General features: G+C 62.1%; 21 protein-coding genes. 11 read left to right on the top strand and 10 right to left on the bottom strand.

The genetic code is table 11. The features are described from left to right. Window positions 1–192: 192 nt before the first annotated feature. Window positions 193–2,931 carry a DNA mismatch repair protein MutS gene (mutS, locus tag HB676_RS00410; RefSeq protein WP_213735679.1) on the top strand — a complete coding sequence of 913 codons (2,739 nt, stop codon included), beginning with the start codon at window positions 193–195 and terminating at the stop codon, window positions 2,929–2,931. Between the two features lie 210 nt (window positions 2,932–3,141). Here the strand turns inward: mutS and HB676_RS00405 are convergent, their stop codons facing one another. The 5 genes from HB676_RS00405 to HB676_RS00385 form a co-directional block, all read right to left on the bottom strand. Further along, the gene (locus HB676_RS00405; protein ID WP_213735678.1) at window positions 3,142–3,936 is read right to left on the bottom strand and encodes a hypothetical protein; all 795 of its coding nucleotides are present in this window, start codon (window positions 3,934–3,936) and stop codon (window positions 3,142–3,144) included. Window positions 3,937–4,108: 172 nt separating this feature from the next. After that, window positions 4,109–4,618 (bottom strand): OsmC family protein, encoded by a 510-nt coding sequence (locus tag HB676_RS00400; protein ID WP_213735677.1) that lies wholly within the window; start codon window positions 4,616–4,618, stop codon window positions 4,109–4,111. A gap of 67 nt (window positions 4,619–4,685) precedes the next feature. Further along, window positions 4,686–5,471 (bottom strand): ABC transporter ATP-binding protein, encoded by a 786-nt coding sequence (locus HB676_RS00395; protein WP_213735676.1) that lies wholly within the window; start codon window positions 5,469–5,471, stop codon window positions 4,686–4,688. Continuing rightward, window positions 5,471–6,313, bottom strand: a complete 843-nt coding sequence (locus tag HB676_RS00390) for an ABC transporter permease (RefSeq protein WP_213735675.1) — start codon at window positions 6,311–6,313, stop codon at window positions 5,471–5,473. The genes HB676_RS00395 and HB676_RS00390 overlap by 1 nt, the downstream gene beginning before the upstream one ends. Window positions 6,314–6,549: 236 nt before the next feature. Further along, a complete protein-coding gene (locus tag HB676_RS00385; RefSeq protein WP_213735674.1) occupies window positions 6,550–7,524 on the bottom strand; it encodes an aliphatic sulfonate ABC transporter substrate-binding protein in 975 nt (324 codons plus the stop codon). Window positions 7,525–7,759: 235 nt separating this feature from the next. Between HB676_RS00385 and HB676_RS00380 the strand changes: the two genes are divergently transcribed. After that, on the top strand, window positions 7,760–10,546 hold the full coding sequence (locus HB676_RS00380; RefSeq protein WP_213735673.1) for a [protein-PII] uridylyltransferase: 2,787 nt from the start codon (window positions 7,760–7,762) through the stop codon (window positions 10,544–10,546). A gap of 126 nt (window positions 10,547–10,672) precedes the next feature. On the opposite strand, the gene HB676_RS00375 is transcribed toward HB676_RS00380, so the two are convergent. After that, window positions 10,673–11,194, bottom strand: a complete 522-nt coding sequence (locus HB676_RS00375; protein WP_213735672.1) for a methylated-DNA--[protein]-cysteine S-methyltransferase — start codon at window positions 11,192–11,194, stop codon at window positions 10,673–10,675. A 122-nt stretch (window positions 11,195–11,316) separates the two neighbouring features. On the opposite strand from HB676_RS00375, the gene HB676_RS00370 reads away from it, so the two are divergent. The 3 genes from HB676_RS00370 to HB676_RS00360 all read left to right on the top strand — a co-directional run bounded on the left by HB676_RS00370 (window position 11,317) and on the right by HB676_RS00360 (window position 15,624). Then, on the top strand, window positions 11,317–11,679 hold the full coding sequence (locus HB676_RS00370; protein ID WP_213735671.1) for a DUF1304 domain-containing protein: 363 nt from the start codon (window positions 11,317–11,319) through the stop codon (window positions 11,677–11,679). Window positions 11,680–11,848: 169 nt separating this feature from the next. After that, window positions 11,849–13,036, top strand: coding sequence for an ABC transporter substrate-binding protein (locus tag HB676_RS00365; RefSeq protein ID WP_213736090.1), 1,188 nt, complete (start codon window positions 11,849–11,851; stop codon window positions 13,034–13,036). A gap of 311 nt (window positions 13,037–13,347) precedes the next feature. Beyond that, a complete protein-coding gene (locus HB676_RS00360) occupies window positions 13,348–15,624 on the top strand; it encodes a PBP1A family penicillin-binding protein (protein ID WP_213735670.1) in 2,277 nt (758 codons plus the stop codon). Window positions 15,625–15,971: 347 nt separating this feature from the next. On the opposite strand, the gene HB676_RS00355 is transcribed toward HB676_RS00360, so the two are convergent. From HB676_RS00355 to HB676_RS00340, 4 genes are all read right to left on the bottom strand, one after another. After that, the gene (locus HB676_RS00355; protein ID WP_213735669.1) at window positions 15,972–16,811 is read right to left on the bottom strand and encodes a SprT family zinc-dependent metalloprotease; all 840 of its coding nucleotides are present in this window, start codon (window positions 16,809–16,811) and stop codon (window positions 15,972–15,974) included. Between the two features lie 238 nt (window positions 16,812–17,049). Further along, a complete protein-coding gene (phaZ, locus tag HB676_RS00350; protein WP_213735668.1) occupies window positions 17,050–18,378 on the bottom strand; it encodes a polyhydroxyalkanoate depolymerase in 1,329 nt (442 codons plus the stop codon). Window positions 18,379–18,517: 139 nt separating this feature from the next. Further along, window positions 18,518–19,285, bottom strand: coding sequence for an ABC transporter permease (locus HB676_RS00345; RefSeq protein ID WP_213736089.1), 768 nt, complete (start codon window positions 19,283–19,285; stop codon window positions 18,518–18,520). A gap of 47 nt (window positions 19,286–19,332) precedes the next feature. After that, entirely contained in the window at window positions 19,333–20,127 is a 795-nt protein-coding gene (locus HB676_RS00340) for an ABC transporter ATP-binding protein (RefSeq protein WP_213735667.1), read from the bottom strand. Window positions 20,128–20,313: 186 nt separating this feature from the next. Here HB676_RS00340 and HB676_RS00335 point away from each other — a divergent pair, with 186 nt between their 5' ends. From HB676_RS00335 to HB676_RS00310, 6 genes are all read left to right on the top strand, one after another. Further along, window positions 20,314–21,639, top strand: coding sequence for an ActS/PrrB/RegB family redox-sensitive histidine kinase (locus HB676_RS00335; protein WP_213735666.1), 1,326 nt, complete (start codon window positions 20,314–20,316; stop codon window positions 21,637–21,639). A 192-nt stretch (window positions 21,640–21,831) separates the two neighbouring features. Beyond that, window positions 21,832–22,386 carry an ActR/PrrA/RegA family redox response regulator transcription factor gene (locus tag HB676_RS00330; RefSeq protein WP_213735665.1) on the top strand — a complete coding sequence of 185 codons (555 nt, stop codon included), beginning with the start codon at window positions 21,832–21,834 and terminating at the stop codon, window positions 22,384–22,386. 59 nt (window positions 22,387–22,445) lie between these two features. Next, complete coding sequence (locus HB676_RS00325; RefSeq protein WP_249779998.1) at window positions 22,446–22,745, top strand: hypothetical protein; 300 nt, start codon at window positions 22,446–22,448, stop codon at window positions 22,743–22,745. Window positions 22,746–22,767: 22 nt separating this feature from the next. Next, the gene (locus HB676_RS00320; protein ID WP_213735664.1) at window positions 22,768–23,793 is read left to right on the top strand and encodes a tetratricopeptide repeat protein; all 1,026 of its coding nucleotides are present in this window, start codon (window positions 22,768–22,770) and stop codon (window positions 23,791–23,793) included. Window positions 23,794–23,913: 120 nt separating this feature from the next. Next, complete coding sequence (locus HB676_RS00315) at window positions 23,914–24,141, top strand: hypothetical protein (protein WP_213735663.1); 228 nt, start codon at window positions 23,914–23,916, stop codon at window positions 24,139–24,141. Between the two features lie 97 nt (window positions 24,142–24,238). Next, window positions 24,239–25,078 (top strand): amidohydrolase family protein, encoded by an 840-nt coding sequence (locus HB676_RS00310; protein ID WP_213735662.1) that lies wholly within the window; start codon window positions 24,239–24,241, stop codon window positions 25,076–25,078. Window positions 25,079–25,119 lie beyond the last annotated feature (41 nt).

The following is a 25,119-nucleotide window of genomic DNA, read 5'->3' as shown; positions in this document are numbered from 1 at the left end:
GATGGCGAGTTTTAGGAGTGGCTTGGAGACAGGTCAATTGAGGCTTTAGCGCCAGCGGCGCTTTGGCGGGAGGTCGGTTATGCCGCCACGTCGGGGGTGTCCCGCAAGGAGGCCATCGAGAGAGTGGAAAACGCGGACAATCGCGGCAAAGCAATAGGATCGGTGACCGAAATTTTGTAGTTTCTCAGCTTCATGACCATCCAGCAGCCCATCCCCGTGCCATCAGAACCCGTGCCACCAGACGCCGCGCCCGCCGCCGAGGCGCGCGTGACGCCGATGATGGAGCAGTACCTCGAAATCAAGGCCGCCAATCCCGGGCTGCTGCTGTTTTACCGGATGGGCGATTTCTACGAGCTGTTCTTTGACGACGCCGAGATCGCCTCGCGCGCGCTCGGCATCATGCTGACCAAGCGCGGCAAGCATCAGGGCATGGATATCCCGATGTGCGGCGTGCCGGTGGAGCGCTCTGAGGACTATCTGCATCGCCTGATCGCCTCGGGCCATCGCGTCGCGGTGTGCGAACAGATGGAAGACCCCGCCGCGGCACGGGCGCGCGGCAACAAGAGCGTGGTGCGCCGCGACGTGGTGCGGCTGGTCACGCCGGGCACGCTGACCGAAGACAATCTGCTGGATGCGCGCACCAACAATTATCTGCTGGCGATTGCGCGGGCGCGGGGCTCTGTTGGTGCCGACCGCATTGGCCTCGCCTGGATCGATATCTCCACTTCGGAATTCATTGTTACGGAATGTTCGACCGGCGAGCTCGCGGCGACGCTGGCGCGCATCAATCCCAACGAAGTCATCGTGACCGACGCGCTCTATGGCGACGCGGATCTGGGGCAGTTGCTGCGCGAATTGCCGGCGGTGACGCCGCTGACCCGTGACGTCTTCGACAGCGCCACCGCCGAGCGGCGGCTGTGCGATTATTTCGCGGTCGCCACCATGGACGGCCTCAGCGCGATGTCGCGGCTGGAAGCGACCGCCGCGGCTGCGGCCGTCACCTATATCGACCGCACCCAAGTGGGCAAACGTCCGCCGCTGTCGCCGCCGGCACGCGAGGCTGCCGGCACCACCATGGCGATCGATCCGGCGACGCGCGCCAATCTCGAACTGACGCGCACGTTGGCTGGCGAGCGGCGCGGATCGCTGCTCGATGCGATCGACTGCACGGTGACACCCGCCGGATCGCGGCTACTTGCACAGAGACTCGCGGCGCCGCTGACCGACAGCGACGGTATTGCGCGCCGGCTCGATGCCATCGCGGCTTTCGTCGCGGCCTCCGCCGTGCGCGATGATGTGCGCGGCACGCTGCGTGCGGCGCCGGACATGTCGCGCGCGCTGGCGCGCTTGTCGGTCGGGCGCGGCGGGCCGCGCGATCTCGCTGGGCTACGCGACGGTATCCTCGCTGCGGATGAGGCGCTCGCAAAGCTTGCCGGGCTCGACGATGCGCCGCAAGAGATCGCCGCGGTCATGGCGGCGTTGCGCCGTCCGTCGCGCGACCTCGCGCGCGAATTCGAGCGTGCCTTGGCTGAGCAATTGCCCTTGATCAAACGCGACGGCGGCTTCGTGCGCGAGGGCTATGAGCTGGCGCTCGATGAAACCCGCAATCTGCGCGACGCCTCGCGTCTCGTGGTAGCCGCGATGCAGGCGCGCTACGCCGATGATACCGGCGTCAAGGGTCTCAAGATTCGCCATAACAATGTGCTCGGTTATTTCGTCGAGGTGACCGCGCAGCACGGCGACAAGCTGATGGCGCCGCCGTTGAACGCGACCTTCATCCATCGCCAGACCCTGGCCGGGCAGGTTCGCTTCACGACATCAGAACTCGGCGAGATCGAGGCTAAAATTGCCAATGCCGGCGACCGCGCGCTCGGGCTGGAGCTCGAAATTTTCGAGCGGCTCTGTGCGCTGGCAATCGCGGCCAGCGACGATCTGCGCGCCGCCGCGCACGCCTTCGCGATGCTCGATGTCGCAACCGCGCTCGCAAAACTCGCGGTCGATGACAATTATGTGCGGCCGGAGGTCGATGGCTCGCTCGGTTTCGCGATCGAAGGCGGCCGTCATCCCGTGGTCGAGCAGGCGCTGAAGCGCGACGGCCAGCCGTTCATCGCCAATGCCTGCGATCTGTCTCCCGGACCGGCGCAGAAATCAGGCCAGATCTGGCTGATCACCGGCCCCAACATGGCGGGTAAATCGACCTTTCTCCGTCAGAACGCGCTGATTGCGCTGATGGCGCAGACCGGCTGCTTCGTGCCGGCGGCGCGAGCGCGGATCGGCATCGTCGACCGGCTGTTCTCGCGCGTCGGCGCGGCGGACGATCTGGCGCGGGGACGCTCCACCTTCATGGTGGAGATGGTGGAAACCGCCGTCATCCTCAATCAGGCCAGCGAACGCTCGCTGGTGATCCTCGACGAGATCGGCCGCGGCACCGCGACCTTCGACGGGCTGTCGATCGCCTGGGCCGCGATCGAACATCTGCACGAGGCCAATCGATGCCGCGCATTGTTCGCGACGCATTATCATGAACTTACCGCGCTCTCCGCCAAACTGCCCCGGCTGTTCAACGCCACCGTGCGGGTCAAGGAATGGCAGGGCGACGTGGTGTTCCTGCATGAGGTGCTGCCCGGTTCGGCGGATCGCTCCTATGGCATTCAAGTGGCAAAACTCGCAGGCCTGCCGCCGGCGGTGATCGCGCGCGCCAAGTCGGTGTTGGCCAAGCTGGAAGCGCAGGACCGCGGCCAGACCGCGCGTGCGCTGGCCGACGATCTGCCGCTGTTCGCGGTGCCCTCGCGTGCCGCGGCCGAGCCTGCACCTGCGAGCGAGGCTGAAAAGCTGATGGAAGCGTTGCGCGCGCTGCATCCGGACGAGATGTCGCCGCGCGATGCGTTGGAAGCGCTGTATGCGTTGAAGGCGAAGCTGCCGAAGCAATAAAGCTTCGTAACCCGGATGAGCGCAGCGATATCCGGGGTCGGTGCCGCGTTCATCCCGGATGTCGCTGCGCTCATCCGGGCTACAAGTTACTTGGCCGTCATTGCGAGCGTAGCGAAGCAATCCATTTTCGAAGCGAATGGCCCTATGGATTGCTTCGTCGCTTCGCTCCCTTACGCAAACGCTTTGCGTTTGTCGCAGGCAATGACGGGTTCAACGAGTGATCGCTCTTCGCCCGATCCACCACAATCCCAAATTCCAGATCACGCAAGTCGCCAGCGCGAGACTCAGCGCAATCGCCGAGCCGAACGGCAACGCGGCGACTTGCAGCACCGCAACCCCGAGGCCGAATCCCATCAGGCCCCAGCCGGAATTGGCGACCACCGCCGCGGTGGCCGGTCCGCCGATGCGCGGGTGCAGGATCAGCATGATGCTGCTGAACACCACCGGAAACAGCGCGATGGTTCCGCTGACGCCGGGGCCGACCCAGCCAGAGAGCGTCGTGACGATGGCCACCAGCGTTGCGACCAGCCCGGCGCGCAGCGGGATGTCGTACCAGCGTCGGGTGATCAGCGGCATTTTGGCGTGACGAAAGCGCCGCAGCAGCGGCAGGCAGATCGCAAACGCGATCGCATTGGCGAGAAGACCCGTCGCCAGCGTCCACGGGACCAGGCGCATCAGCGCGGCGAGCCCGATCCAGACCGCGACGCCGCCGCCGGTACTGACCAGCGCATTCCAGCGCTGCGCCAGCACAACATAAGTGAGTCCCATGAACATCGTCGCGGCATTGATCGGCAGGCTCGCCAGCGCGCCCTGCGCGATGAAGGCTGAGTCATGGTCGAGCGACAGAAAAACGTAAGAAGGCCCGGCCGAAAACGGCAACGTCGCAATCAGCGCGCCGATCACCGGACCCGACCGTTCGGTGATGAACGCCGCCGTCACGACCAACGCGGCAGTGAAGGCCATGCGCAGCCCGAGCGTCAGAATGAGGGTGAGTTCGGGGGACATGGAGGCGTGACTAGCCAAGCTGTCGTCCCTGCGAACGCAGGGACCCATAACCACAACTGTCCGTGGTGTGCGAAAGTCCGCAAACAGTTCTTTCTAATCGAGATGACACGGCGTATGGGTTCCGGCTCCTTGTGCGCAATTGCGCACTGGGCCGGGACGACGAGCTGCGTCCTCACACCCTTTGCATCGTCACCGAAACCTTCGGGCCGTTCTTGATGGTCTGGTAGACTACGCAGTAACGCTCGGTGAGTTTCAGCAACAGATCGAGCTTGTCCTGCGGCGCTTCCGTGTCGACGTCGAAGCGCAGTCGGATTTCAGCAAAGCCGACTGGCGCTTCCTTGTCGACGCCGAGCGTGCCGCGGAAATCCAGATCGCCTTCGGCGGTGACGATACCTGTTTTGAGCGGCACTTCGATCGCGGTCGCGACCGATTTGAGGGTGACGCCGGCGCAGGCGACCAGCGCTTCCAGCAGCATGTCGCCGGAGCACAGTTCAAGCCCGGAGCCGCCGGTGGCCGGATGCAGGCCGGCGACCGCCAGCGCGCGGCCGGTTTCGACCTTGCAGGCGATGCCTTCGCTGTCGATCGAGCCTTTGGCTTTCAGCGTGATGAACGCAGCCTTGGGGTCGGTCTTGTACTTGTCCTTGATCGGGGCCTGCGTGGCGCGGAGTTCGGCGGCGTCCATTGTTCTCTCCCGGATTTAATTCACGTCGTTTAATTCGTTTGGGATGTAATGGGTCGCAGCTCAGATGTCACCACCACATCGCTTCGCCCGCGGTCGATTTCGGGTCGGCATCCGGCACGCTGCGGTCGAGCGAGCGGTCCAGTGCGGTCAGCACGCGGCGCTTGAAATTGTCGAATAGCGGCGATTGTCGGTCGCGCGGCCGCGCCAGATTGATCTTGATCTCCTCGAACAGACGTCCCGGCCGCGGCCGCATCACCAGCACGCGGTCGGCCAGCACCACGGCCTCGTCGACATCATGGGTGACCAGCACCAATGTCGGCCGTGTATCGGCCCAGAGGTCGAGTAGATGGTCCTGCAAATCTCGCCGCGTGAAGGCATCCAGCGCCGAGAATGGCTCGTCCAGCAGCAGCACTTCCGGCTGTGGCACCAGCGCGCGTGCGATCGCGACACGTTGCGCCTGTCCGCCGGACAATTCGCGCGGCCATGCGCTGGCTTTTTCGGTGAGCCCGACCCGCGCCAGCGCGAGCGCGACCTTCTCGCGGCGAAGGGCCGGCGGCAGCTCCGACAGGCCGAAGCCAATATTGTCGGCGACGCTGAGCCAGGGCAGCAGCCGCGGTTCCTGAAAGATGATGCCGATCTTGGGATGCGGCGCCGTGATCGCCTCACCGTCGAGCGTCACGGTGCCGGAGGTGGCCCTATCAAGCCCGGCGATGGCGCGCAACAGTGTCGACTTTCCGCAGCCGGAGCCGCCGATGATCGCGATGATCTCGCCGATGCCGATGTCGGCCGAGAAGCGCTCCAGCGCGTGGACGCCATTGGGATAGGTTTTTCCGACTGTGTTGAGCACCAGCATCAGGCGCCTCCACCTGGGCGGCTGAACGCATCCTGCCAGCGCAACAATGGCGCCGAGGCGATTTCGATCAGCCAGTCGGTGGTCTTGCCGAGGATCGCGAAGATCACGATCGCGGCCAGGATCTGCGCCGGTTTGCCGAGCTGCTGGCCGTCGATCAGGAGATAACCCAGGCCTTCGGACGCGCCCATGAATTCGGCGGCGACCACGAACATCCAGCCGAGCCCGAGGCCGACCCGCAGCGACACCACATAGGCCGGCAACACCGCGGGCAGCAGAATGCGGCGGATCATTGCGGGTCCACTGAGACGGAAAGTGCGGCCGACTTCGACGATTTTGCGATCGACCGACAGGATCGCGCCCATCACGCCGAGATAGACCGGGAAGAAAACTCCGACCGCGATCAGCGCGATTTTCGAGGTCTCGAAAATGCCGAGCCACAGGATGAACAGCGGCACCCAGGCAATCGAGGGGATCGCGCGCAGCGCCTGCACGGTGGGATCGAGCAGCCGCCGCGCCACCCCCCAATAGCCGGAGACGGCGCCGAGCACAGTCCCGGCGATGACGCCAAGGCCGAATCCCAGCACGACCCGCGTCAGCGTCGCCGTGATGTGGCGTGCGAGTTCGCCGCTGCGCGCAAGCTCCATGATGGTCGCGAATATTTTGGTTGGCGGCGGCACCAGCCGTCCGTTGGACAGGCCGAGCCAAACCACGAGCTCCCACACCAGCGCGATACCCACCGGCAGCAGCAATCCCAGCGCCGGCCGCGCGTAACGCCGCAGGCGGTTGGGGGTGTGGCTTTCCACCAGGTCGGCTCGTTCAAGCGCGGGTAGTTCAACGGTCATGACGATAGCAAGAACCGCGTCTTGATCGGGATTGCAAGGTCGCGCTGCGCGCGAAGCTCTCGGCGGCAGCGGTTCTGCCTTCCCTTCTCCCCTTGTGGGAGAAGGTGGCGCGGACGAAGTCCGTGCCGGATGAGGGGTCTGCATCCGCGGAGACAACCCCTCACCCGTCCGCGATGCCCGGGGCATCGCGTCCACCCTCTCCCACAACAAGGGGAGAGGGGAAGAAAGAGAATCCCTCAATTCGTCGGCAGCGGAACCTGGTCGTCGATCAGTGCGTCCAGCGTGGCCTTGACGTCGGTCTTGGCGTCGATCACGCCGGCCTGCTGCAGCGCGAGGCCGGCGGCCAGAATGGAATCGCGTTGCGGCGCGCCGATCCGGCTATGGGTGAGTTCCGTGCGTTCCTTGAGCTGCTTGTCGACCACGGCGTCCGGCAATTTGGTCACGGCGATGAAGGTCTTCTTCAGGTCATCGTAATTCGCGAGTGAATATTTGCGCGCCTCTTCGTAGGTCGCGAGCACGCGGCGGACGATATCCGGGTAGTCCTTGAGGAACTGCTCGCGCACATTGAGGATGCCCCAGGTGTTGGCGTCGGGCTTGCGGAAGAACAGCTTGGCGCCATCCTCGATTTCCGCCTGCGCCATCATCGGATCGAGACCCGCCCAGGCATCGACATCACCGCGAATAAGCGCGGTCTTGCCGTCGGCATGCTGCAACAGTACCGGCGTGATGTCTTTTTCGCTTAAGCCCGCGTCGAGCAGCGCGCGCACCAGGAAGATATGCGGATCGGTCCCACGGGTCACCGCGACACGCTTGCCTTTAAGGTCGGCCACATTGGCGATCTTGGAATCCTTGGTAGTGACCAGCGCGGTCCATTCGGGGCGCGAAAACACGTAAATCGATTTGATCGGATTGCCATTGATCTTGGCGACCAAAGCGGCGGAACCCGCGGTCGAGCCGAAATCGATCGACCCGGCGTTGAGGAATTCGAGCGCCTTGTTGGAACCAGCCGATTGCACCCAGACAATGCTGATGCCGTCCTTGGCGAATTCCTTTTCGAGCAATCCCTTTTGCTTGAGGATCATCGAGACCGGATTATATGTCGCCCAGTCCAGATGAATCTCCTTGGGCGCGTCGGCGGCGTAGGACCCGCCTGACATTAATGCCGATGCGACGACAGCCGCGGTGAAAGCGCGCCGGGAAATTTGGGGCATCGTCGAGTTCTCCAAGGAAGTGGGATGATCAAAGCCAATTGGCGGGCAGTCGCCTGACCTTAAAAACATCCTTTTATTTCAATTAGTTATGTCAGAAGTCAACGAGAAAATATGGTTCGGCAAGACGGCGCGATGAGAACGATGTTGCTCAAATTGAGAGGTATGCAGCATGGACCCGCTGTATCTTTGCAATGTCCCGTGACAGGGTCGGCGCCGTCCGATATCGGGTGAGAGCATGGATAGCGTTGTGACACTGGCCCGGCCCGAGGCCGACGATCGTTTCGATACCGCGCGGATCACCGCCGCGGTCGATGCGCTGGCCGAGGAGCATGCCGGACGCGAGGATTTGTTCCGTTCCGCCGTGGCGAAATTGCTGAAGGCCGAGATGATCGCGGCCCGCGAAATCGCGCAGGCGATCCTCCTGAAGGATCGTCACGGCCGGCGTTGCGCCGAACGGCTGTGTTTCATGCAGGATGAAATCATCCGCATCCTGTTCTCGGCGGCGACGCGCCATCTCTATCATTCGCCGATCCCCTCGGGCGCCGAGCGCATGGCCGTGGTCGCGACCGGCGGCTATGGCCGTGGCCTGATGGCGCCGGAATCCGACATCGATCTGTTGTTCATCCTGCCCTACAAGCAGACCGCCTGGGGCGAGCAGGTCGCCGAAGCGATTTTGTATTGCCTATGGGACATGGGCCTGAAGGTCGGCCACGCCACGCGGTCGGTCGATGAATCGATCCGCCAGGCCCGCGGCGACATGACCATCCGCACCGCGATCCTCGAGACCCGGTTCCTGGCGGGGGACCAGCCGCTCTACAACGAGCTGGTGGCGCGGTTCGACAAGGAAGTGGTGCAGGGCACCGCCGCCGAATTCGTCACCGCCAAATTGGCCGAGCGCGAAGAACGGCATCGCCGCGCCGGACAGTCGCGCTATCTGGTCGAGCCCAACGTCAAGGACGGCAAGGGCGGGTTGCGCGACCTGCATACGCTGTTCTGGATCGCGAAATATGTTTACCGCGTGCGCGAGACCGATGAGCTGCTCGAGCGCGGCGTGTTCGATGCGCAGGAATACCGCACCTTCCGCCGCTGCGCCGATTTTCTCTGGTCGGTTCGCTGCAACATCCATTTCTTCTCGGGCCGCGCCGAGGAGCGGCTGTCGTTCGATATGCAGCGCGAGATCGCGATCCGGCTCGGCTATACCTCGCATCCGGGCATGCAGGACGTCGAACGCTTCATGAAGCACTACTTCCTGATTGCGAAGGAAGTCGGCGATCTCACCGCGATCCTGTGCGCCAAGCTGGAAGATCAGCAGGCCAAGCCGGCGCCCGTGCTTTCGCGGATGATGGCAAAGTTCCGGCCCACGGCCACAAGGCGGCGGGTGCCCGACAGCGACGACTTCATCATCGACAACAACCGCATCAACCTCGCGACCCCCGATGTCTTCAAGCACGATCCGGTCAACCTGATCCGGATATTCCGGCTCGCGCAGAAGAACAATCTCGCATTCCATCCGGATGCCATGCGCACCGCGACGCGTTCGCTGAAACTCGTCAACACCCAACTGCGCGAGGATCCCGAGGCCAACCGGCTGTTCATGGAAATCCTGACCTCGAACGGTGCGGAGATCGTGCTGCGGCGGATGAACGAAGCCGGCGTGCTCGGCCACTTCATTCGCGCCTTCGGCAAGATCGTGTCGATGATGCAGTTCAACATGTATCACCACTATACGGTGGACGAGCATCTGCTGCGCTGCGTCGGCTATCTGCAGGAGATCGAGCGCGGCGGCAATGACGAGTTCATCGTCGCCAGCGATCTGATGCGCAAAATTCGCCCCGAACATCGCGCGGTGATCTACATCACCGTGCTGCTGCACGACATCGCGAAAGGTCGCCCCGAGGATCACTCGATTGCCGGCGCCAAGGTCGCGCGGCGGCTGTGCCCGCGGCTCGGCTTCAACGCCGCCGATACCGAATTGGTGGCGTGGCTGATCGAGCAGCATTTGACCATGTCGACGGTGGCGCAGTCGCGCGATCTGTCGGATCGCAAGACCATCGAGAATTTTGCCGCGGTGGTGCAGTCGGTCGAGCAGATGAAGCTATTGACCATCTTGACCACCGCCGACATCCGCGGCGTCGGTCCCGGCGTCTGGAACGGCTGGAAGGCGCAATTGCTGCGCACGCTGTATTATGAGACCGAGCCGGTGCTGACCGGCGGCTTCTCCGAGGTCAATCGCGCACAGCGTATCGCGGTGGCGCAGTCGGAGTTTCGCGCGGCGTTCACCGAATGGCCGGAGCATGAACTCAATTCCTATGTCGCGCGGCATTATCCGGCGTACTGGCTCAAGGTCGAACTGGCGCGCAAGATCCGTCACGCCCGTTTCCTGCGCGCCAGCGAACAGGCCGGCCACAAGCTTGCGATCAATGTCGGTTTCGACGAGGCGCGCGGCGTCACCGAACTGACGATTCTCGCCGTCGACCATCCCTGGCTGCTGTCGATTATCGCCGGCGCCTGCGCGTCAGCCGGCGCCAACATCGTCGACGCACAGATCTACACCACCACCGACGGGCGTGCGCTCGATACCATCGCAATATCGCGGGAATACGACCGCGACGAGGACGAGGGACGGCGCGCCACGCGCATCGGCGAGATGATCGAGGACGTGTTGGAAGGCAAGCTGCGCCTGCCCGAGGCAATGGCGCGCCGCGCCAATGGCCGTGGCCACAAGACACGGCCCTTCGTGGTCGAGCCGGAAGTCGCCGTCAACAATCAGTGGTCGGAGCGCTATACCGTGATCGAGGTGTCCGGCCTCGATCGACCGGGCTTGCTGTATCAATTGACCACGGCGATCTCAAAGCTCAATCTCAACATCGCCTCCGCCCATGTCGCGACCTTCGGCGAGCGCGCCCGTGACGTGTTCTATGTGACGGATTTGCTCGGTGCGCAGATCACCGCGCCGACGCGGCAGGCCGCAATCCGCAGCGCGTTAACCCATCTGCTCGCCAATGACGAGGCCGCGGCGTAGCCGGGGCGTAAGGCGTAGTACGTAGGGTGGGCAAAGCGTTAGCGTGCCCACCATTTCGAAACAAAGACGGTGGGCACGGCGCAAGGGCGCCTTTGCCCACCCTACGTCCTGCGCGGCGCGTGCGCGCTAAAGCACCACGCCTTCGTGCTCGAGCAGCCATTTTTTCCGCGAAAGCCCGCCGCCATATTTGACCAGTGAACCGTTGGCGCCGATCAGGCGATGGCAGGGCAGCACGACGCTGATCGGGTTGGAGCCATTGGCATGACCGACCGCGCGCATCGCGTTGGGCGCGTCAAGCTTTGCCGCCATCGCGCCATAGCTCATCGTGGTGCCCGCCGCTACCTTCGGAAGCGCGTGCCAGACCTTCTGCTGAAACGGCGTGCCCGCGACGCGCCATTCGATGCTGCCGAGGCGATCGAGATCGCCCTTGAAATAAGCCGTCAGCGCCTTGCGCATGTCGCCGGGCGCTCGCGCTTCGTTTAATTCAACCGTGCCATATTGCCGGCGCAGCAATTCCTGCAAGCGCGGTACATGATCTTCCCAGTCGAGCGCGCGGAGAAAGCCTTCCGCATCGGTGGCCAGCAAGGCCACGCCGATCGGCGTGTCCAGCCGGTCGAGGTTGAATGTTTCAGGCGGCTTTGCGCTCATGGTCTTGCCCAAGGTTTCGAGCTTATCATTCCAGTGAATGGCGGATTCGATCCGCGTACTTTTCACAGGCCGCGTGCTAGCGTCCACCCGAAATCTGGCTAACAGGTTCGGGGGAACGTCACATGATCTGGATTGCGAATGTTCTGGTGGCGCTGGTCGCTGCACTGCACGTCTATTTCCTGACATTGGAGATGTTCCTCTGGACCAAGCCGCTGGGCCTGAAGACATTTCGAAATTCGCCAGAGAAGGCCGCGGATTCCGCGGTGCTGGCCGCCAATCAGGGGCTTTATAACGGCTTCCTCGCGGCCGGGCTGCTCTGGGGGCTCGTTCAGGGTGTCCCGGCCTTCGCGTTCCAGATCAAAATATTCTTTTTGCTCTGCGTCATTGTCGCCGGCGTTTATGGCGCGGCGACCGTCAGCCGCCGAATCCTGTTCGTGCAGGCCGCTCCTGCCGCGCTCGCATTGATCCTGCTCTGGCTGGCGTGAAACGGGTCAACCTCAGGCTGCCATTGCCTTGCATTGCCGGATTCGTTCCGCCAGTATCTTGCGAGCGATGGCATCCGCACCAGTCGGACCAGATCATCGGCAAAATCAGACATTCAGGTGAGGTAGCGACATGAGGAACAGGTTCTTTCATTTCGTGACTGGGACCGCGATGGCCATCGCGCTATCGGCATCGTCCGCCTATGCGCAAAAGAAATACGATCCCGGCGCGACCGATACCGAAATCAAGATCGGCCAGACCGTGCCGTTCAGCGGGCCTGCTTCGGCTTACGCCACCATCGGCAAGACGCAAGCAGCCTATTTCAACATGATCAACGAGCAGGGCGGCGTGAATGGCCGCAAGATCAACCTGATCCAGTATGACGATGCCTATAGCCCGCCCAAGGCCGTCGAGCAGGTGCGCAAACTGGTCGAGAGCGACGAAGTGCTGCTGACCTTTCAGATCATCGGCACGCCATCGAACGCAGCGGTGCAGAAATATCTGAACGTGAAGAAAGTGCCGCAACTGTTCGCCGCCACCGGGGCTTCCAAATTCACCGATCCGAAGAACTTTCCATGGACGCTGGGCTTCAATCCCAACTACTTCGTCGAAGGGCGCATCTACGGCCAGTACATTCTGAAGGAGTATCCGAACGCCAGGATCGGCGTGCTCTACCAGAACGATGATCTCGGCAAGGACTATCTGAACGGCATCAAGTCCGGACTCGGCGACAAGGCGGCGACGATGATCGTCGCGGAAGCCTCCTATGAGGTTTCCGATCCCACCATCGATTCGCAGATCCTCAAGCTGAAGGCCGCCGGCACCGATCTTTTCTTCAGCGCATCGACGCCGAAATTCGCGGCGCAGGCCATCAAGAAGAATGCCGAGCTCGGCTGGAAACCAATTCATATCCTCGACATCAACGCCACGTCGGTCGGCGCGGTGATGCAGCCGGCGGGTCTTGAGGCCTCCAAGGGTGTGATCAGCGTCAATTATGGCAAGGATCCGCTGGATCCGACCTGGAAGGACGATGCCGGCATGAAGCGCTATTTCGACTTCATGGCGAAATATTTTCCTGACGGCGACAAGAATTCAGGCTTCAACGCCTACGGCTACAGCACCGCGCAGTTGATGGTCCATGTGCTCAAGCAGTGCGGCGACGACCTTACGCGGGAGAACGTGCTCAAGCAGGCGACCAATTTGAAAAACGTCCAGCTCGATCTGTCGCTGCCGGGAATTGTCGGCAACACCACGCCGAACGATTACCGGGTCAACAAGCAGTTGCAGATGATGAAATTCAACGGCGAGCGCTGGGTACTGTTCGGGCCGATCATCGAGGACGCCGGCCCGGCGGGTTAGCGCGATTGTCTATCAACAGTATCGACGGCCGGATCAGCGCGGGCCGTCATTGCGAGGAGCGTAAGCGACGAAGCAATCCACACTTCCTTGTTGCATGGATTGCTTCGCTTCGCTCGCAATGACGGCTCGAATTGTCCCGCCCTCTCTCGGCAGCCCGCCATCGGCAGCCGTCCGGTAGGGTTAAGAGGGCCTGAACGCCTTGTTTTTGAGGTACTTGCAGGCCAGTCATCGTCTCAGCATTAATCATCGCTTAACGCGGCTTTAAATCCCGCTCGCTAGTGTGCCGCATCGGGTGATGGGCGCGTTTGCGTATGGCGTGGGCACGGAAAAAGAGCGGCGGACGCAAGGAGCCGCAATTCGGGCTCGCCGCTGCGCTCGGCGAATTGCGCCTCACTCCGCAGGACCGCATCTCCGTCGCAGACGACAAGCCCAAGAAGTCCGCCAAAAAACCCCCCAAGCGTGAAACCGATGATTCCGGCGACGAGCCGCCGCGCGAGCGCAAGCCGCAGCCGGGCCGCAGCGGCAGCAAGCGCCGCTCGAAATCACGCGGCGGCTTCATCTCGCGCCTGTTCTATTGGGGAGCGGTGCTCGGCCTGTGGGCCGCGATTGCGGTGATCGGCGTCGTCGTCTGGGTCGGCGCGCATCTGCCGGCGATCCAGTCGCTGGAAATTCCAAAACGGCCGCCGACGATCCAGATCGTCGGCCTCGATGGCAGCGTGCTGGCGACGCGCGGCGAAATGGCCGGCACCAATGTCGCGCTGAAGGACCTGCCGCCCTATTTGCCGAATGCCTTCATCGCCATCGAGGATCGCCGGTTCTATTCGCATTACGGCGTCGATCCCCTTGGCATCGCGCGCGCGGCGGTAACCAATGTCCTGCATCACGGGGTATCGCAGGGTGGCTCGACGCTGACGCAACAGCTCGCCAAGAATTTGTTCCTGACGCAGGAGCGCACGTTCCAGCGCAAACTGCAGGAAGTCGAACTGGCGCTGTGGCTGGAGCGCAAGCATTCCAAGGCCGAGATTCTCGAACTCTATCTCAACCGGGTCTATTTCGGTTCCGGCGCCTACGGCGTCGAAGCTGCCGCGCAGCGCTATTTCGGCAAGTCCGCCAAGAACGTCACGATCGCGGAAGCTGCGATGCTGGCGGGCCTGGTCAAATCGCCGTCGCGGCTGGCGCCCAATCGTAATCCGGAAGGCGCCGAGCAGCGCGCCCAGATCGTGTTGGCCGCGATGGCGGATTCCAAATTCATCACGGACGCGCAGGCGCAGGCCACGATCGGGCATCCTTCTTACAATGTGAAACCGGTCGGCGCCGGTACCGTCAATTATGTCGCGGACTGGATCGGCGAAGTGCTCGACGATCTCGTGGGCCAGATCGACCAGAGCGTCGTGGTCGAAACCTCGATCGACCCGAAACTCCAGAGCATCGCCGAAGCCTCCGTGATCGACGAACTCGCGGCCAAAAGCGTGAAATTCAATGTTACGCAGGGCGCGCTGGTCGCGATGACGCCTGACGGAGCGGTGCGCGCGATGGTCGGCGGGCGTAACTATACCGAGAGCCAGTACAACCGCGCGGTCACCGCGAGGCGCCAGCCGGGTTCCGCATTCAAGCCTTTTGTCTATCTCACCGCCATCGAGGCCGGCCTCACACCCGAAACGATCCGGCAGGATGCGCCGCTCGACGTCAAGGGATGGAAGCCCGAAAATTACAGCCATGAATATTTCGGCTCGGTGACCCTGACGCAGGCGCTGGCGATGTCGCTCAACACGGTCGCGGTGCGGCTCGGGCTGGAAGTTGGACCGAAAAACGTCGTGCGCACGGCGCACCGGCTTGGCATCTCCTCGAAGCTCGACGCCAATGCGTCGATTGCGCTCGGCACCTCGGAAGTTTCGGTGGTCGAACTGGTTGGCGCCTATGTGCCGTTCGCCAATGGCGGCCTCGGCGTTTCGCCCCATGTCGTCAACAAAATCCGCACCACCGAGGGCAACAAGGTGCTCTATGCGCGCCAGCCCGACCAGCTCGGCCAAGTGATCGAGCCGCGTAACGTCGCCATGATGAACACGATGATGCAGGAGACGCTACTTAGCGGCACCGCGCACAAGGCGGAACTGCCGGGCTGGATGGCCGCCGGCAAAACCGGCACCAGCCAGGATTTCCGCGACGCCTGGTTCATCGGCTACACGGCCAATCTCGTGACCGGCGTCTGGCTCGGCAATGACGACAGCTCGCCGACCAAGAAAGCCACCGGTGGCGGCTTGCCAGTGGAGATCTGGACCCGGTTCATGAAATCAGCCCACCAAGGCATCACACCTGTGCCGCTGCCGGTGCCGCCGGCCCCCTCGGGCGGTCTATTGGCGAACATCGCGCAGGCCGTCGCGCCGTCAAACGCGCCACAGGTTTATGCGCCGCAGGTCTATCCGCCTTCACCGGCCTATCCGCCTGCAAATTCGCAGCCGATCAATGCGCCGGTGTCAGCGAGCTCTGCCGTCCGACCGGCGCCGACACGCGCCTCGGCCTCAGTACGACCAGAGGCGGCGAGCGGCTTGGACGGCTGGCTGGTGGATCGCTTGTTCGGCGGACGATAGAAATCGGCAGCGCAATCCACGGCTTCATCCTTCGAGACGCATCGCTTTGCGATGCTCCTCAGAGTCTGACTCATAATTCGCAGGACGGCCGCACTTTGGCATTTTTGTCCTGCGGCAGTCGATTTGGCTTCGCTTCTCTTGATTCTAAAATTTCAGAACCACACGCCAATCGATTCTAAAGTTGCGCGGGAACCGGTACTTAAAGCCACACACGGTGGCTCCTGCGAATTATCAGTCAGGCTCTCAGGATGAGGTCCGAACCAGGATCAGGTTTCCAAACCCTCATGGTGAGGAGCGCGTCTTCGCGCGTCTCGAACCATGAGGCCACCGGCGAACAAACAGCCGCGCTAATCCGAAATGCCGTAGCGGTGCAGATCGTTGCCGTGGGTGTCGAGCCAGGTCTTGGCGCGCTCGACATGGCTGCACACTTTAGCGACCACCCGCCAGAACCGTGCCGAATGGTTCATCTCGACCAGATGCGCCACTTCGTGGGCGGCCAGATAATCCAGCACATAGGGTGGCGCCAGGATCAGCCGCCACGAAAAGGACAGCGATCCTGCCGAAGTGCAGGAGCCCCAGCGGCTCGACTGATCGCGGATCGACAGCCGCCGGACTTTGACGGCGAGTTCCTGCGCGTAGGAAATTGACGCCTTCTGCAGATCCTTGCGCGCTTCGCGCTTCAGATAATCCAGCACCCGCCGCTCGATGTGTTCGCTGGCGCCGGCCACGCAGAGAATTCGCTCGCCGCTGTCGCGTATTTCGGTCCATACGGTGCCGCGCATCGCCGCACGATGCACGATCCGGTGCGGAACGCCACGCAACGGTACCGACGTGCCCGGAAGAAACGGTGCAGCCTTCGGCAACCGGCCAAGACGCGCGGCGATCCAGGCGCCGTGGCGCTGCGCAAAGTCCTTGGCCTCGATGATGGTGCCGCGCGGCGGCATGGTCAGGATGGCTTCGCGGTCGCTCGGATGGATGCGCAACGTGTAACGCCGCGCGCGCCGGTGGCGGCGCAGCCTCACCGAATAGATTTGCGAGCCGTGCTTGACCAGAAGTCGAGAAGGTTCGGCAGGACGCCGATAAAGGAGGGCGCGAGTGGCCATGTCTGTCAGTCCGGGGAGGAGAAACTCGCCCGGATTCTGCCATATCTGCCGCCAGCGAAATCGGTCGGCGCAAAAACAAATCATTTGCCCAATATACAGGGGGAGTACCGGCTGTCCGCCTCTACAGGATGGGCCTGGAACAAAATTTTTTGAGTAAAAACAGGCACCGCCGGGTACCCCAAAGATTGATTTTGAATTCACTCCTTGGGGGCCCGGAAATTTCGATTTTTTTAGGCTAATTCAGAGGGTTACCGGCAGCATCGAATCGTCAGGGTATTTGGTCCCGAATGCCCGATAGCGTCCAAAACCGTGTGTTCGACGCTTATTCGGCGGCGGCGGCCAAGGCCGGCTTCAAATTCGCCGACGACACCATGAAATCGGAAATGCGCGGCACGATTTCCGATTTGAAACGGGAACCGTTGAACACCCCGTAATGCCCGACGCCCTTTTGCACGTAATGCACCCGGCGCTCATTGGGGATCGAAGTGCACAGTCCGTGCGTCGCCTCGGTCTGTCCCAGTCCGGAAATGTCGTCGTTCTCGCCCTCCACCGTCATCAGCGCGACGCGGGTGATCTTCGAAGGATCGACCGGCTTGCCGCGATGGGTCATCTCGCCCTTGGGCAGCGCGTGCTTGACGAAGACGGTGTCGACCGTCTGCAAATAATACTCCGCGGAAAGATCCATCACCGCGAGATATTCGTCGTAGAAGTCGCGATGCTTGTCGACCAGGTCGCCGTCGCCCTTCACTAGGTTCTTGAACAGGTTCTTGTGCGCGTCCATGTGGCGGTCGAGATTCATGCTGATGAAGCCGTTGAGCTGCAGGAAGCCCGGATAGACATCGCGCATGACGCCCGGATGCGGGAACGGCACTTTGGTGATGACGTTGCTGCGAAACCAGTCGATGCCCTTCTCGGCGGCGAGGTTGTTGACGGCGGTCGGGTTGCGGCGGGTATCGATCGGGCCGCCCATCAGCGTCATCGACAGCGGCACATAGGGATCATGCTCGGCTTCCATCACGGAAACTGCCGCCAGCACCGGCACCGAGGGCTGGCAGACGGCGATGATGTGCATGTTGCCGCCGAGCACGTGCAGCATCTCGATCAGGTAATCGACATAGTCTTCGAGATCGAAACGCCCCGCGGCCATCGGCACCATCCGGGCATCGGCCCAGTCGGTGATATAGACTTCATGGGTCGGCAGAAACGCTTCGACGGTGCCGCGCAGCAGGGTCGCGTAGTGACCCGACATCGGCGCCACGAGCAGCACCCGCGGCTGTGGCGCGCGTAATGGACGGGTCAATTTGCGATCGAAGTACAACAGGCGGCAGAACGGCTTTTCCCAGACCGGGCGAATCTCGATCGGCGTGCGCACGCCGTTGACCTCGGTATCGTTGAGGCCCCATTCCGGCTTGCCGTAGCGGCGCGTGGTGCGCTCGAACAATTCGCAGCCGGCGGCGACGGATTTGCCGAACTCGGTGTGCGCCCACGGATTAAGCGGATTCTGAAACAGGATTTTGGTGGCGTCGGTCACGGCGCGCGCCGGGTTGAGCGACGCCTGCGCCATCTCGTACATCCAGTACATCGGCGTCGTCATCGCCGGACTGACTTCCGACGGCAGTGCCGGCGGGCGGCCAAATTCACCTATCGGCATTTAGTCCCTCAAGTCGCTTTTGCATCGCAGCATAGTGCCGAATGCGTAATAATGCGTCAATGCACAGATCGGTATAACTACTGGCCCCGCAAGCCGAAAATCCCTCAAAATCTCGGGATAACTGGCGTTTTCCGCTGTTTTATTCGCCGCCCTGGATCAGCGACCCGTGCCGCCGCGCGCTGCGCAAAAGGGCAAGAAACGACGCGAATGACGCGATAAACAGCACGACATTGATCGCCAGCGCCGAGGCCATCAGATCGGGACGAAACACGTGATCGATCAACAATGCCCGCATGCCCTCGAACACGTAAGTCGGCGGCAAGGCCCAGGCGATATATTGCAGCCAGTGCGGCAGCACCGTCACCGGATAGTAGACGCAGGCCAGCGGCATCAGCGCGAACATCAAGGTCCAGGCGATACTTTCGGCGCCGAGCCCGTTGCGCAGCACCAGCCCCGAAACGAAAATCCCGACCGACCAGCTGGTGAAAATCAGGTTGCAGAAGAAGGCGATCAGCGGCAGCCCGAAACTATAGAGATTGAAATTGAAGAAGATGATCGCCAGCAGCGTCATCGGAATGACGCCGATCGCAAGCCGGATCAGGCTCATGATCATCAGCGAGATCAGAAACTCGATCGGCTTGAGCGGGCTCATCATCAGGTTGCCGAGATTGCGCGCCCACATTTCCTCGAGAAACGAGATCGAAAAGCCGAGCTGCCCGCGAAACAGGATGTCCCACAGGATCACGGCACCGACCAGCGTGCCGCCGGCGCGCGCGAAAAATCCGTCATTCTGCGAGATGTAGCTCTGCAGGAATCCCCAGGTGATGATCTGCAAAGCGGGCCAATATAGCAGCTCCAGCAGCCGCGGCCATGACGAGACCAGCAGGTACCAATAGCGCAGGATCATTGCCGCGATGCGATGCGGCGCGATGCCTCGGGGGGTGACGGGCGCGCTCACGATGTGCCCTCCTGAACCCGGCCGCGTGCGACATCGAGAAACACGTCTTCCAGCGTGGTCCGGTTATAGCGCGCCATGATCTTGTCCGGGCTGTCATCGTCTTCGATGCGACCGCGCTTCATGATGATGACCCGGTCGCACAGCCGCTCCACTTCGAGCATGTTGTGCGACGCCAGCAGTATGGTCGCGCCGTTTTGCTTGCGATAGGTCTCAAGGTGCTGCCTGATCCAGTCGGCGGTATCGGGATCGAGCGATGCGGTCGGCTCATCCAGCAGCAACAGCTCCGGCTGGTTGATCAGCGCCTTTGCCAGTGCCACCCGCGTCTTCTGGCCGGCGGAGAGCTTGCCATTGGCGCGGTCGAGGAAGTCGCCCAAATCCAGATCGGCGGCGAGTTTTTCGATGCGCTCGCACAAATTCGCGACCGCATAGAGGCGGCCGAATATGGTCAGGTTCTGCCGCACCGTGAGCCGCATCGGCATATCGACATAGGGACTTTCGAAATTGATCCGGCCCAGCACATCGGCGCTTTGGTCGGGAATCGAACAGCCCAGCACCTGGATGCGTCCTGAGGTCGGTAACACCAGCCCCATGATCATTGCGATGGTCGTGGTCTTGCCGGCGCCATTGCCGCCGAGCAATCCGGTAATGCTGCCGCGTGCGATGCGAAACGAAATATCGTCGACCGCGCGGGTGGTCTTGTAGAGCTTGACGAGATGCGCGACCTCGATGGCCGCCGTTTCCGAGAGGTCGGCTGCCGCAAATGGGGGGGCAATTGCTTCGCTATTCACCATGCGGGCCGTTCATTGGGCCATCGGGAGCGTGAGCGCAAGACTTTCCAATTACAAGACTTTCCAATCACAAGACTTCCCAATAACAAGACCTCGCAATAACAAGTTCGGCAATCATTTGCGACCGTGCGGCGCAAAGCCCCAGCCGTTGAATTTGTGGTCGACGCCGTGCGCGGCTAGACTTGCCGCATGACCGATATTGCCGCCTCCGATTTTCGCCAGCCGCGCCGCTATGTCCGTCTGGATACGATCCTGCGGCTGCGCTGGCTCGCGGTGCTCGGCCAGCTCGCGGCGATCTTCATCGTGGTGCAGGGGCTCGAATTCGACGTCGAGGTCGTTCCCTGTCTGACCATCGTCGGCCTCTCGGCGCTGCTCAATCTTGTCTTGCAGGTCAGCTTCAACCCGATGCAGCGGCTGGAGCCGGCCTATGCGGCCGCGTTGCTGGCCCTGAACATCGTCGAACTCGCCGGCCTGCTGTTTTTAACCGGTGGTCTGGAGAACCCGTTCTCGTTTCTGTTTCTCGCCCCGGTGCTGATTTCGGCAACGGCGTTGCCGATCCGGTTGACGATCGCGCTGGGTATGCTGGCGGTCGCCTGCGCCTCGGTGCTGGTATTTTTTCACCTGCCGTTGCCGTGGGACGGCGACGATCCGCTGGTATTGCCGCCGATCTACCTGTTCGGCGTCTGGCTCTCGATCGTGGTCGCGATTGGCGTTACCAGTCTTTACGCGTTCCAGGTCGCGGAAGAAGCCCGCAAGCTGTCGGACGCGCTGGCCGCGACCGAACTTGTGCTGACGCGGGAACAGCATCTCACCCAGCTCGATGGCCTGGCGGCCGCCGCGGCTCACGAACTTGGCACGCCGCTTTCGACCATCTTCCTGATTTCGCGCGAGTTGGAGCGCACCTTGCAGGACAACAGCGCGATATCCGGAGACATCAAAACCCTGCGCGAACAGGCGCAACGCTGCCGCGATATTCTGGCCAAGATCACCCAGCTCTCCTCGAGCGGGGCGCCGTTCGATCGCATGCCGCTGTCGGCGCTGATCGAGGAAACCGTGGCGCCGCATCGCGACTTCGGCGTCGCGATCAAGGTTCGCATCGCGGTCGCCGGCACGGCCGAGCCGGTGGGAACCCGCAACCCGGCGATTCTATATGGCGTCGGCAACATCCTGGAAAACGCGGTCGACTTTGCGCGGGCGACGGTCGAGGTGAATGCGTGGTGGAATACCGACACCGTCGAGATCATCATTTCCGATGACGGCCCGGGGATCGCGCCCGACATGTTGAAGCGCATCGGCGAGCCATATCTGTCGCGGCGGCGCAGCGCGGATGAGATTCAAAGCGAGCACAGCGGGCTCGGTCTCGGGATATTCATCGCCCGCACGCTATTGGAACGTACCGGCGCCAAGGTTTCCTTCAGCAACCGTATTTTCCCGGATCATGGCGCTGTCGTTCATGTCGTCTGGCCGCGCGACCGCTTCGAAACCTCCGAAAGCGTGGTGGAACCGGCTTTCTAGGGCGTTTTCGACCGAATGGTCCCGGATGCGATCCGGGGCGGACGTACGGTGCACATGAGGACAACGCCTCACGGACATGAAACTAGAATGGTTCCAAGGTTAACGCTGTCGTGTCATCGACCTTTGGCGGTCTTGGCAGCACCGGTTGGCGCGCCATATGTTGTAAGGTGCGACATCAGGGGGTACCCGAACATGAACGCCATCGTCGAACTGACTGATCATGCTGATCGCTCGTTGTTGATCGTGGAAGACGACAAGCCGTTTCTGGAACGCCTTTCGCGCGCGATGGAAACCCGCGGCTTCACGGTGACCTCCTGCGACAGCGTTTCCGACGGTCTGGTGCAAATCGGCAAGGCCGCGCCGGCTTTTGCAGTCGTCGATTTGCGGCTTGGCGACGGCAACGGGCTTGACGTTGTGTCGGCGCTCAAGCGCAAGCGCCCCGAAGCCCGCACGATCGTGCTGACCGGCTATGGCAACATCGCCACTGCCGTGACCGCGGTGAAGATGGGCGCGGTGGATTATCTCTCGAAACCCGCCGACGCTGACGATGTCGTCGCAGCGCTGCTCGCGAGCGGCACCGAGAAGTCGGAGCCGCCGAACAACCCGATGTCGGCGGATCGCGTGCGCTGGGAGCACATCCAGCGCATCTATGAGATGTGCAACCGCAACGTCTCGGAAACTGCGCGGCGGCTGAACATGCACCGCCGCACCCTGCAGCGCATTCTCGCCAAACGCGCACCGCGCTAGGCCAGTCATGGGATGAACCTTGGTGCACCGTCGCGTGACTAAATCGCGACGGTGATCACATGGTCTCGCTTCGTAATCTGAGTTTCCGGCAAATGGCGGCGGTCATCGCTGCTGTAGGCACGCTGTTCTGGCTGTATACTTTTTACGCGATCGATCACGTGCCGCTGGGTGACGGATCGGGATTTCAGTGGCTCGCCGTGTTTCCGCTTGGCGGCATCTTTGCGATCTTCTTCCTGCCTGCGTGGTTGCTGGTCGCGATCGGCCGCTGGCCGCGCCTGACGATTGCGTTGGGAATAGCAGGGCTGATCGCCTTTGCGGTGGTCTGGATGCAATTGCTGGCGGAATTTCCCAAAAAATAATTTCCCGGGAGTGAGTAGGCCTTTGACGGATCAATCGAGCGCGCGTTTGGGTTTCGGCAAGCTGGTTGTTGCGGCGGTGATGTCATTGGCGCTCCTGTCGTCCGCGTCGGCGCAATCCCTGAAGGACAGCAACTGCACTGGTAAATTCGACATCCCGGGCGACCAGCAAATCAGCGGATGCAACGAGGCGATCGCGTCGGGTCGCTTCACCGGCAAAGATCTCGCTGCCGCGTTCAACAACCGCGGTGTGGCTTATCAGGCCAAGGGCGACATTGACCGTGCCATTGCCGACTATGGCCAGGCGATCAACATCGATCCCGGTTATGCGATGGCGCATAGCAACCGCGGCCAAGCGTATCAGATCAAGGGGGACAACGACCGGGCGCTGACCGATTACGACGCCGCGATCAAGGTCGATCCGAATTATGCGCGTGCCTATGATAACCGCGGCAGCGTTTACGGCAACAAGGGCGACATTGACCGAGCCATTGCCGACTACGATCAGGCGATCCGGCTCGATCCCGGACTGGCCCACGCTTATTCGAATCGCGGCAGCGCCTATGCGGACAAGAATGATTACGACCATGCGATCGCGGATCTGGACAAGGCGATCAGCCTCGATCCCAATTCCGTGCAATCCTATTATGACCGTGGCGTCGCCTATTCCCTCAAGAAGGACTACGACCGCGCGATTGCAGATTACGATCAGGCGATCCGGCTCCAGCCCGGATTGATTCTGGCATGGAGCAATCGCGGGATGGCCTATATGGGCAAGAACGATCCCGACCATGCCATGGCGGATTACAACGAGGCGATCAGGCTCAATCCCAAATTTGCGGTTGCCTTCAATAACCGCGGCACGACTTTCGTTCGAAAGAAAGACTATGCGCGCGCGATCGCCGACTACAGCGAGGCGTTCCGGCTCGATCCCGATTATGCTGCAGCGCTGTTCCGACGTGGCATCGTCAAGCGGTTGAACGGAGACAAATCAGGCGGCGATGCGGATGTCGCCGCTGCCAGGAAGCTTGATCCAGACATCGCCGAGTAAGGGCGAAGCCCAGTCCGCTTATCGCACATGCGAGACATGCCCGCGGTCTCACTTGATTGAGGTCAAAGGGCGCGCTTAACTGCGCCACGCTCAGATGAGCATGAGGTGAGGAGCTTCCCCATGAAGAAGGCAATAATATTAATCGCGATGGGTGCCTTGGCATTTCCCGCGATTGCTTTCGCGCAGACCGCTTCAAACAAAGCCGCGCCATCCCGCGAGGTCAAGCGGCCCGCACCGGTGTGGGATGCCTGGGGTGGCGTTTTAAGGCAGGATCTGTACGACCGAAATAATCCCAACAATCTGCGGTCGGATTGGCCGAGCCCACCCCGTCAGGCCGGCTCGATCTGAAATCGGCAATTGTGTAAGTAACAGCAACAGAAGCGAGCACAGTCGCGCGAACGCGCCGCGGCCTTGTCAAACTCGCCCGACATAGAGGAACGCCCCAATGGCCATTATCGATTCCCAGGTTCATGCCTATGAGGCGAACACGCCGAAGCGGCCCTGGCACAATGTTCCGAACTGGCCCGACCACGTCACCGGTGACGAGATGGTGGCCGCGATGGACAAGGTCGGCGTCGACGGCGCGATCTTCATCTCGGCTTTTTCGCTGTACAAATACGACGCCAGCTATGCTGTCGAAGCGCAACGGGCCCATCCGGGCCGGCTAGCCATCGTCAAGCCGGTCGATCCTGATAATCCCGAGGTCGCCGATGTCGTCGCCGACTGGAAGAAGACACCAGGCACGGTCGGCATCCGCATCATGCTGACAAAGGAATCCAAGCGCGATCCCAGCGATCCCGGCCTTGAGCGGATCGCCCGTGCGGCGGTTCGTTACGATTTTCCGGTCAACGTTTTGTGCTGGGACAATCTGGACGCCGGCATCGCGCTGATCGATCGCCATCCCGACACACGATTCATACTCGACCATCTCGGTCTTCTGCAGCCGCGCGTGCCGCCCGCGCCGGCGCAGCCCTGGGCCGAGCTTCCGAAAGTGCTGGCGCTCGCCAAGCGCCCCAATGTCGTGATCAAGGTCAGCGGCGCCTGCACGCTGTCGCGCGAGCCGTATCCGTTCCCCGATATCTGGGATCCGCTGGCGCGCGTGTTCGATGCCTGGGGTTTTGAGCGCTGCCTGTGGGGCACCGACTGGACGCGCGCGTTTGCGGTCGTCAATTACGAGCAGGCCGTCACGCCTTTTTTGAAAACCGATCGGCTGAGTGAGAGCGAACGCGCCATGCTGATGGGCGGTGCCTGCGCCAAGGCCTATGGTTGGTCACCGAAGAAGTAGCGCCGGACGCGACGCTAATTTGTAGGGTGGGCAAAGGCGCC

It is taken from the genome of Bradyrhizobium sp. dw_411, assembly GCF_018449695.1.
Classification (GTDB): domain Bacteria; phylum Pseudomonadota; class Alphaproteobacteria; order Rhizobiales; family Xanthobacteraceae; genus Bradyrhizobium.
The sequence above is the reverse complement of the archived record's forward strand: the minus strand, read 5'-3'. Positions and strand labels throughout refer to the sequence as shown.

Coding starts and splice junctions, on each gene's coding strand:
- mutS (WP_213735679.1), top strand. CDS start 193: ATGACCATCCAGCAGCCCATCCCCGTGCCATCAGAACCCGTGCCACCA.
- HB676_RS00405 (WP_213735678.1), bottom strand. CDS start 3,936: ATGTCCCCCGAACTCACCCTCATTCTGACGCTCGGGCTGCGCATGGCC.
- HB676_RS00400 (WP_213735677.1), bottom strand. CDS start 4,618: ATGGACGCCGCCGAACTCCGCGCCACGCAGGCCCCGATCAAGGACAAG.
- HB676_RS00395 (WP_213735676.1), bottom strand. CDS start 5,471: ATGCTGGTGCTCAACACAGTCGGAAAAACCTATCCCAATGGCGTCCAC.
- HB676_RS00390 (WP_213735675.1), bottom strand. CDS start 6,313: ATGACCGTTGAACTACCCGCGCTTGAACGAGCCGACCTGGTGGAAAGC.
- HB676_RS00385 (WP_213735674.1), bottom strand. CDS start 7,524: ATGCCCCAAATTTCCCGGCGCGCTTTCACCGCGGCTGTCGTCGCATCG.
- HB676_RS00380 (WP_213735673.1), top strand. CDS start 7,760: ATGGATAGCGTTGTGACACTGGCCCGGCCCGAGGCCGACGATCGTTTC.
- HB676_RS00375 (WP_213735672.1), bottom strand. CDS start 11,194: ATGAGCGCAAAGCCGCCTGAAACATTCAACCTCGACCGGCTGGACACG.
- HB676_RS00370 (WP_213735671.1), top strand. CDS start 11,317: ATGATCTGGATTGCGAATGTTCTGGTGGCGCTGGTCGCTGCACTGCAC.
- HB676_RS00365 (WP_213736090.1), top strand. CDS start 11,849: ATGGCCATCGCGCTATCGGCATCGTCCGCCTATGCGCAAAAGAAATAC.
- HB676_RS00360 (WP_213735670.1), top strand. CDS start 13,348: ATGGCGTGGGCACGGAAAAAGAGCGGCGGACGCAAGGAGCCGCAATTC.
- HB676_RS00355 (WP_213735669.1), bottom strand. CDS start 16,811: ATGATTTGTTTTTGCGCCGACCGATTTCGCTGGCGGCAGATATGGCAG.
- phaZ (WP_213735668.1), bottom strand. CDS start 18,378: ATGCCGATAGGTGAATTTGGCCGCCCGCCGGCACTGCCGTCGGAAGTC.
- HB676_RS00345 (WP_213736089.1), bottom strand. CDS start 19,285: ATGATCCTGCGCTATTGGTACCTGCTGGTCTCGTCATGGCCGCGGCTG.
- HB676_RS00340 (WP_213735667.1), bottom strand. CDS start 20,127: ATGGTGAATAGCGAAGCAATTGCCCCCCCATTTGCGGCAGCCGACCTC.
- HB676_RS00335 (WP_213735666.1), top strand. CDS start 20,314: ATGACCGATATTGCCGCCTCCGATTTTCGCCAGCCGCGCCGCTATGTC.
- HB676_RS00330 (WP_213735665.1), top strand. CDS start 21,832: ATGAACGCCATCGTCGAACTGACTGATCATGCTGATCGCTCGTTGTTG.
- HB676_RS00325 (WP_249779998.1), top strand. CDS start 22,446: ATGGTCTCGCTTCGTAATCTGAGTTTCCGGCAAATGGCGGCGGTCATC.
- HB676_RS00315 (WP_213735663.1), top strand. CDS start 23,914: ATGAAGAAGGCAATAATATTAATCGCGATGGGTGCCTTGGCATTTCCC.
- HB676_RS00310 (WP_213735662.1), top strand. CDS start 24,239: ATGGCCATTATCGATTCCCAGGTTCATGCCTATGAGGCGAACACGCCG.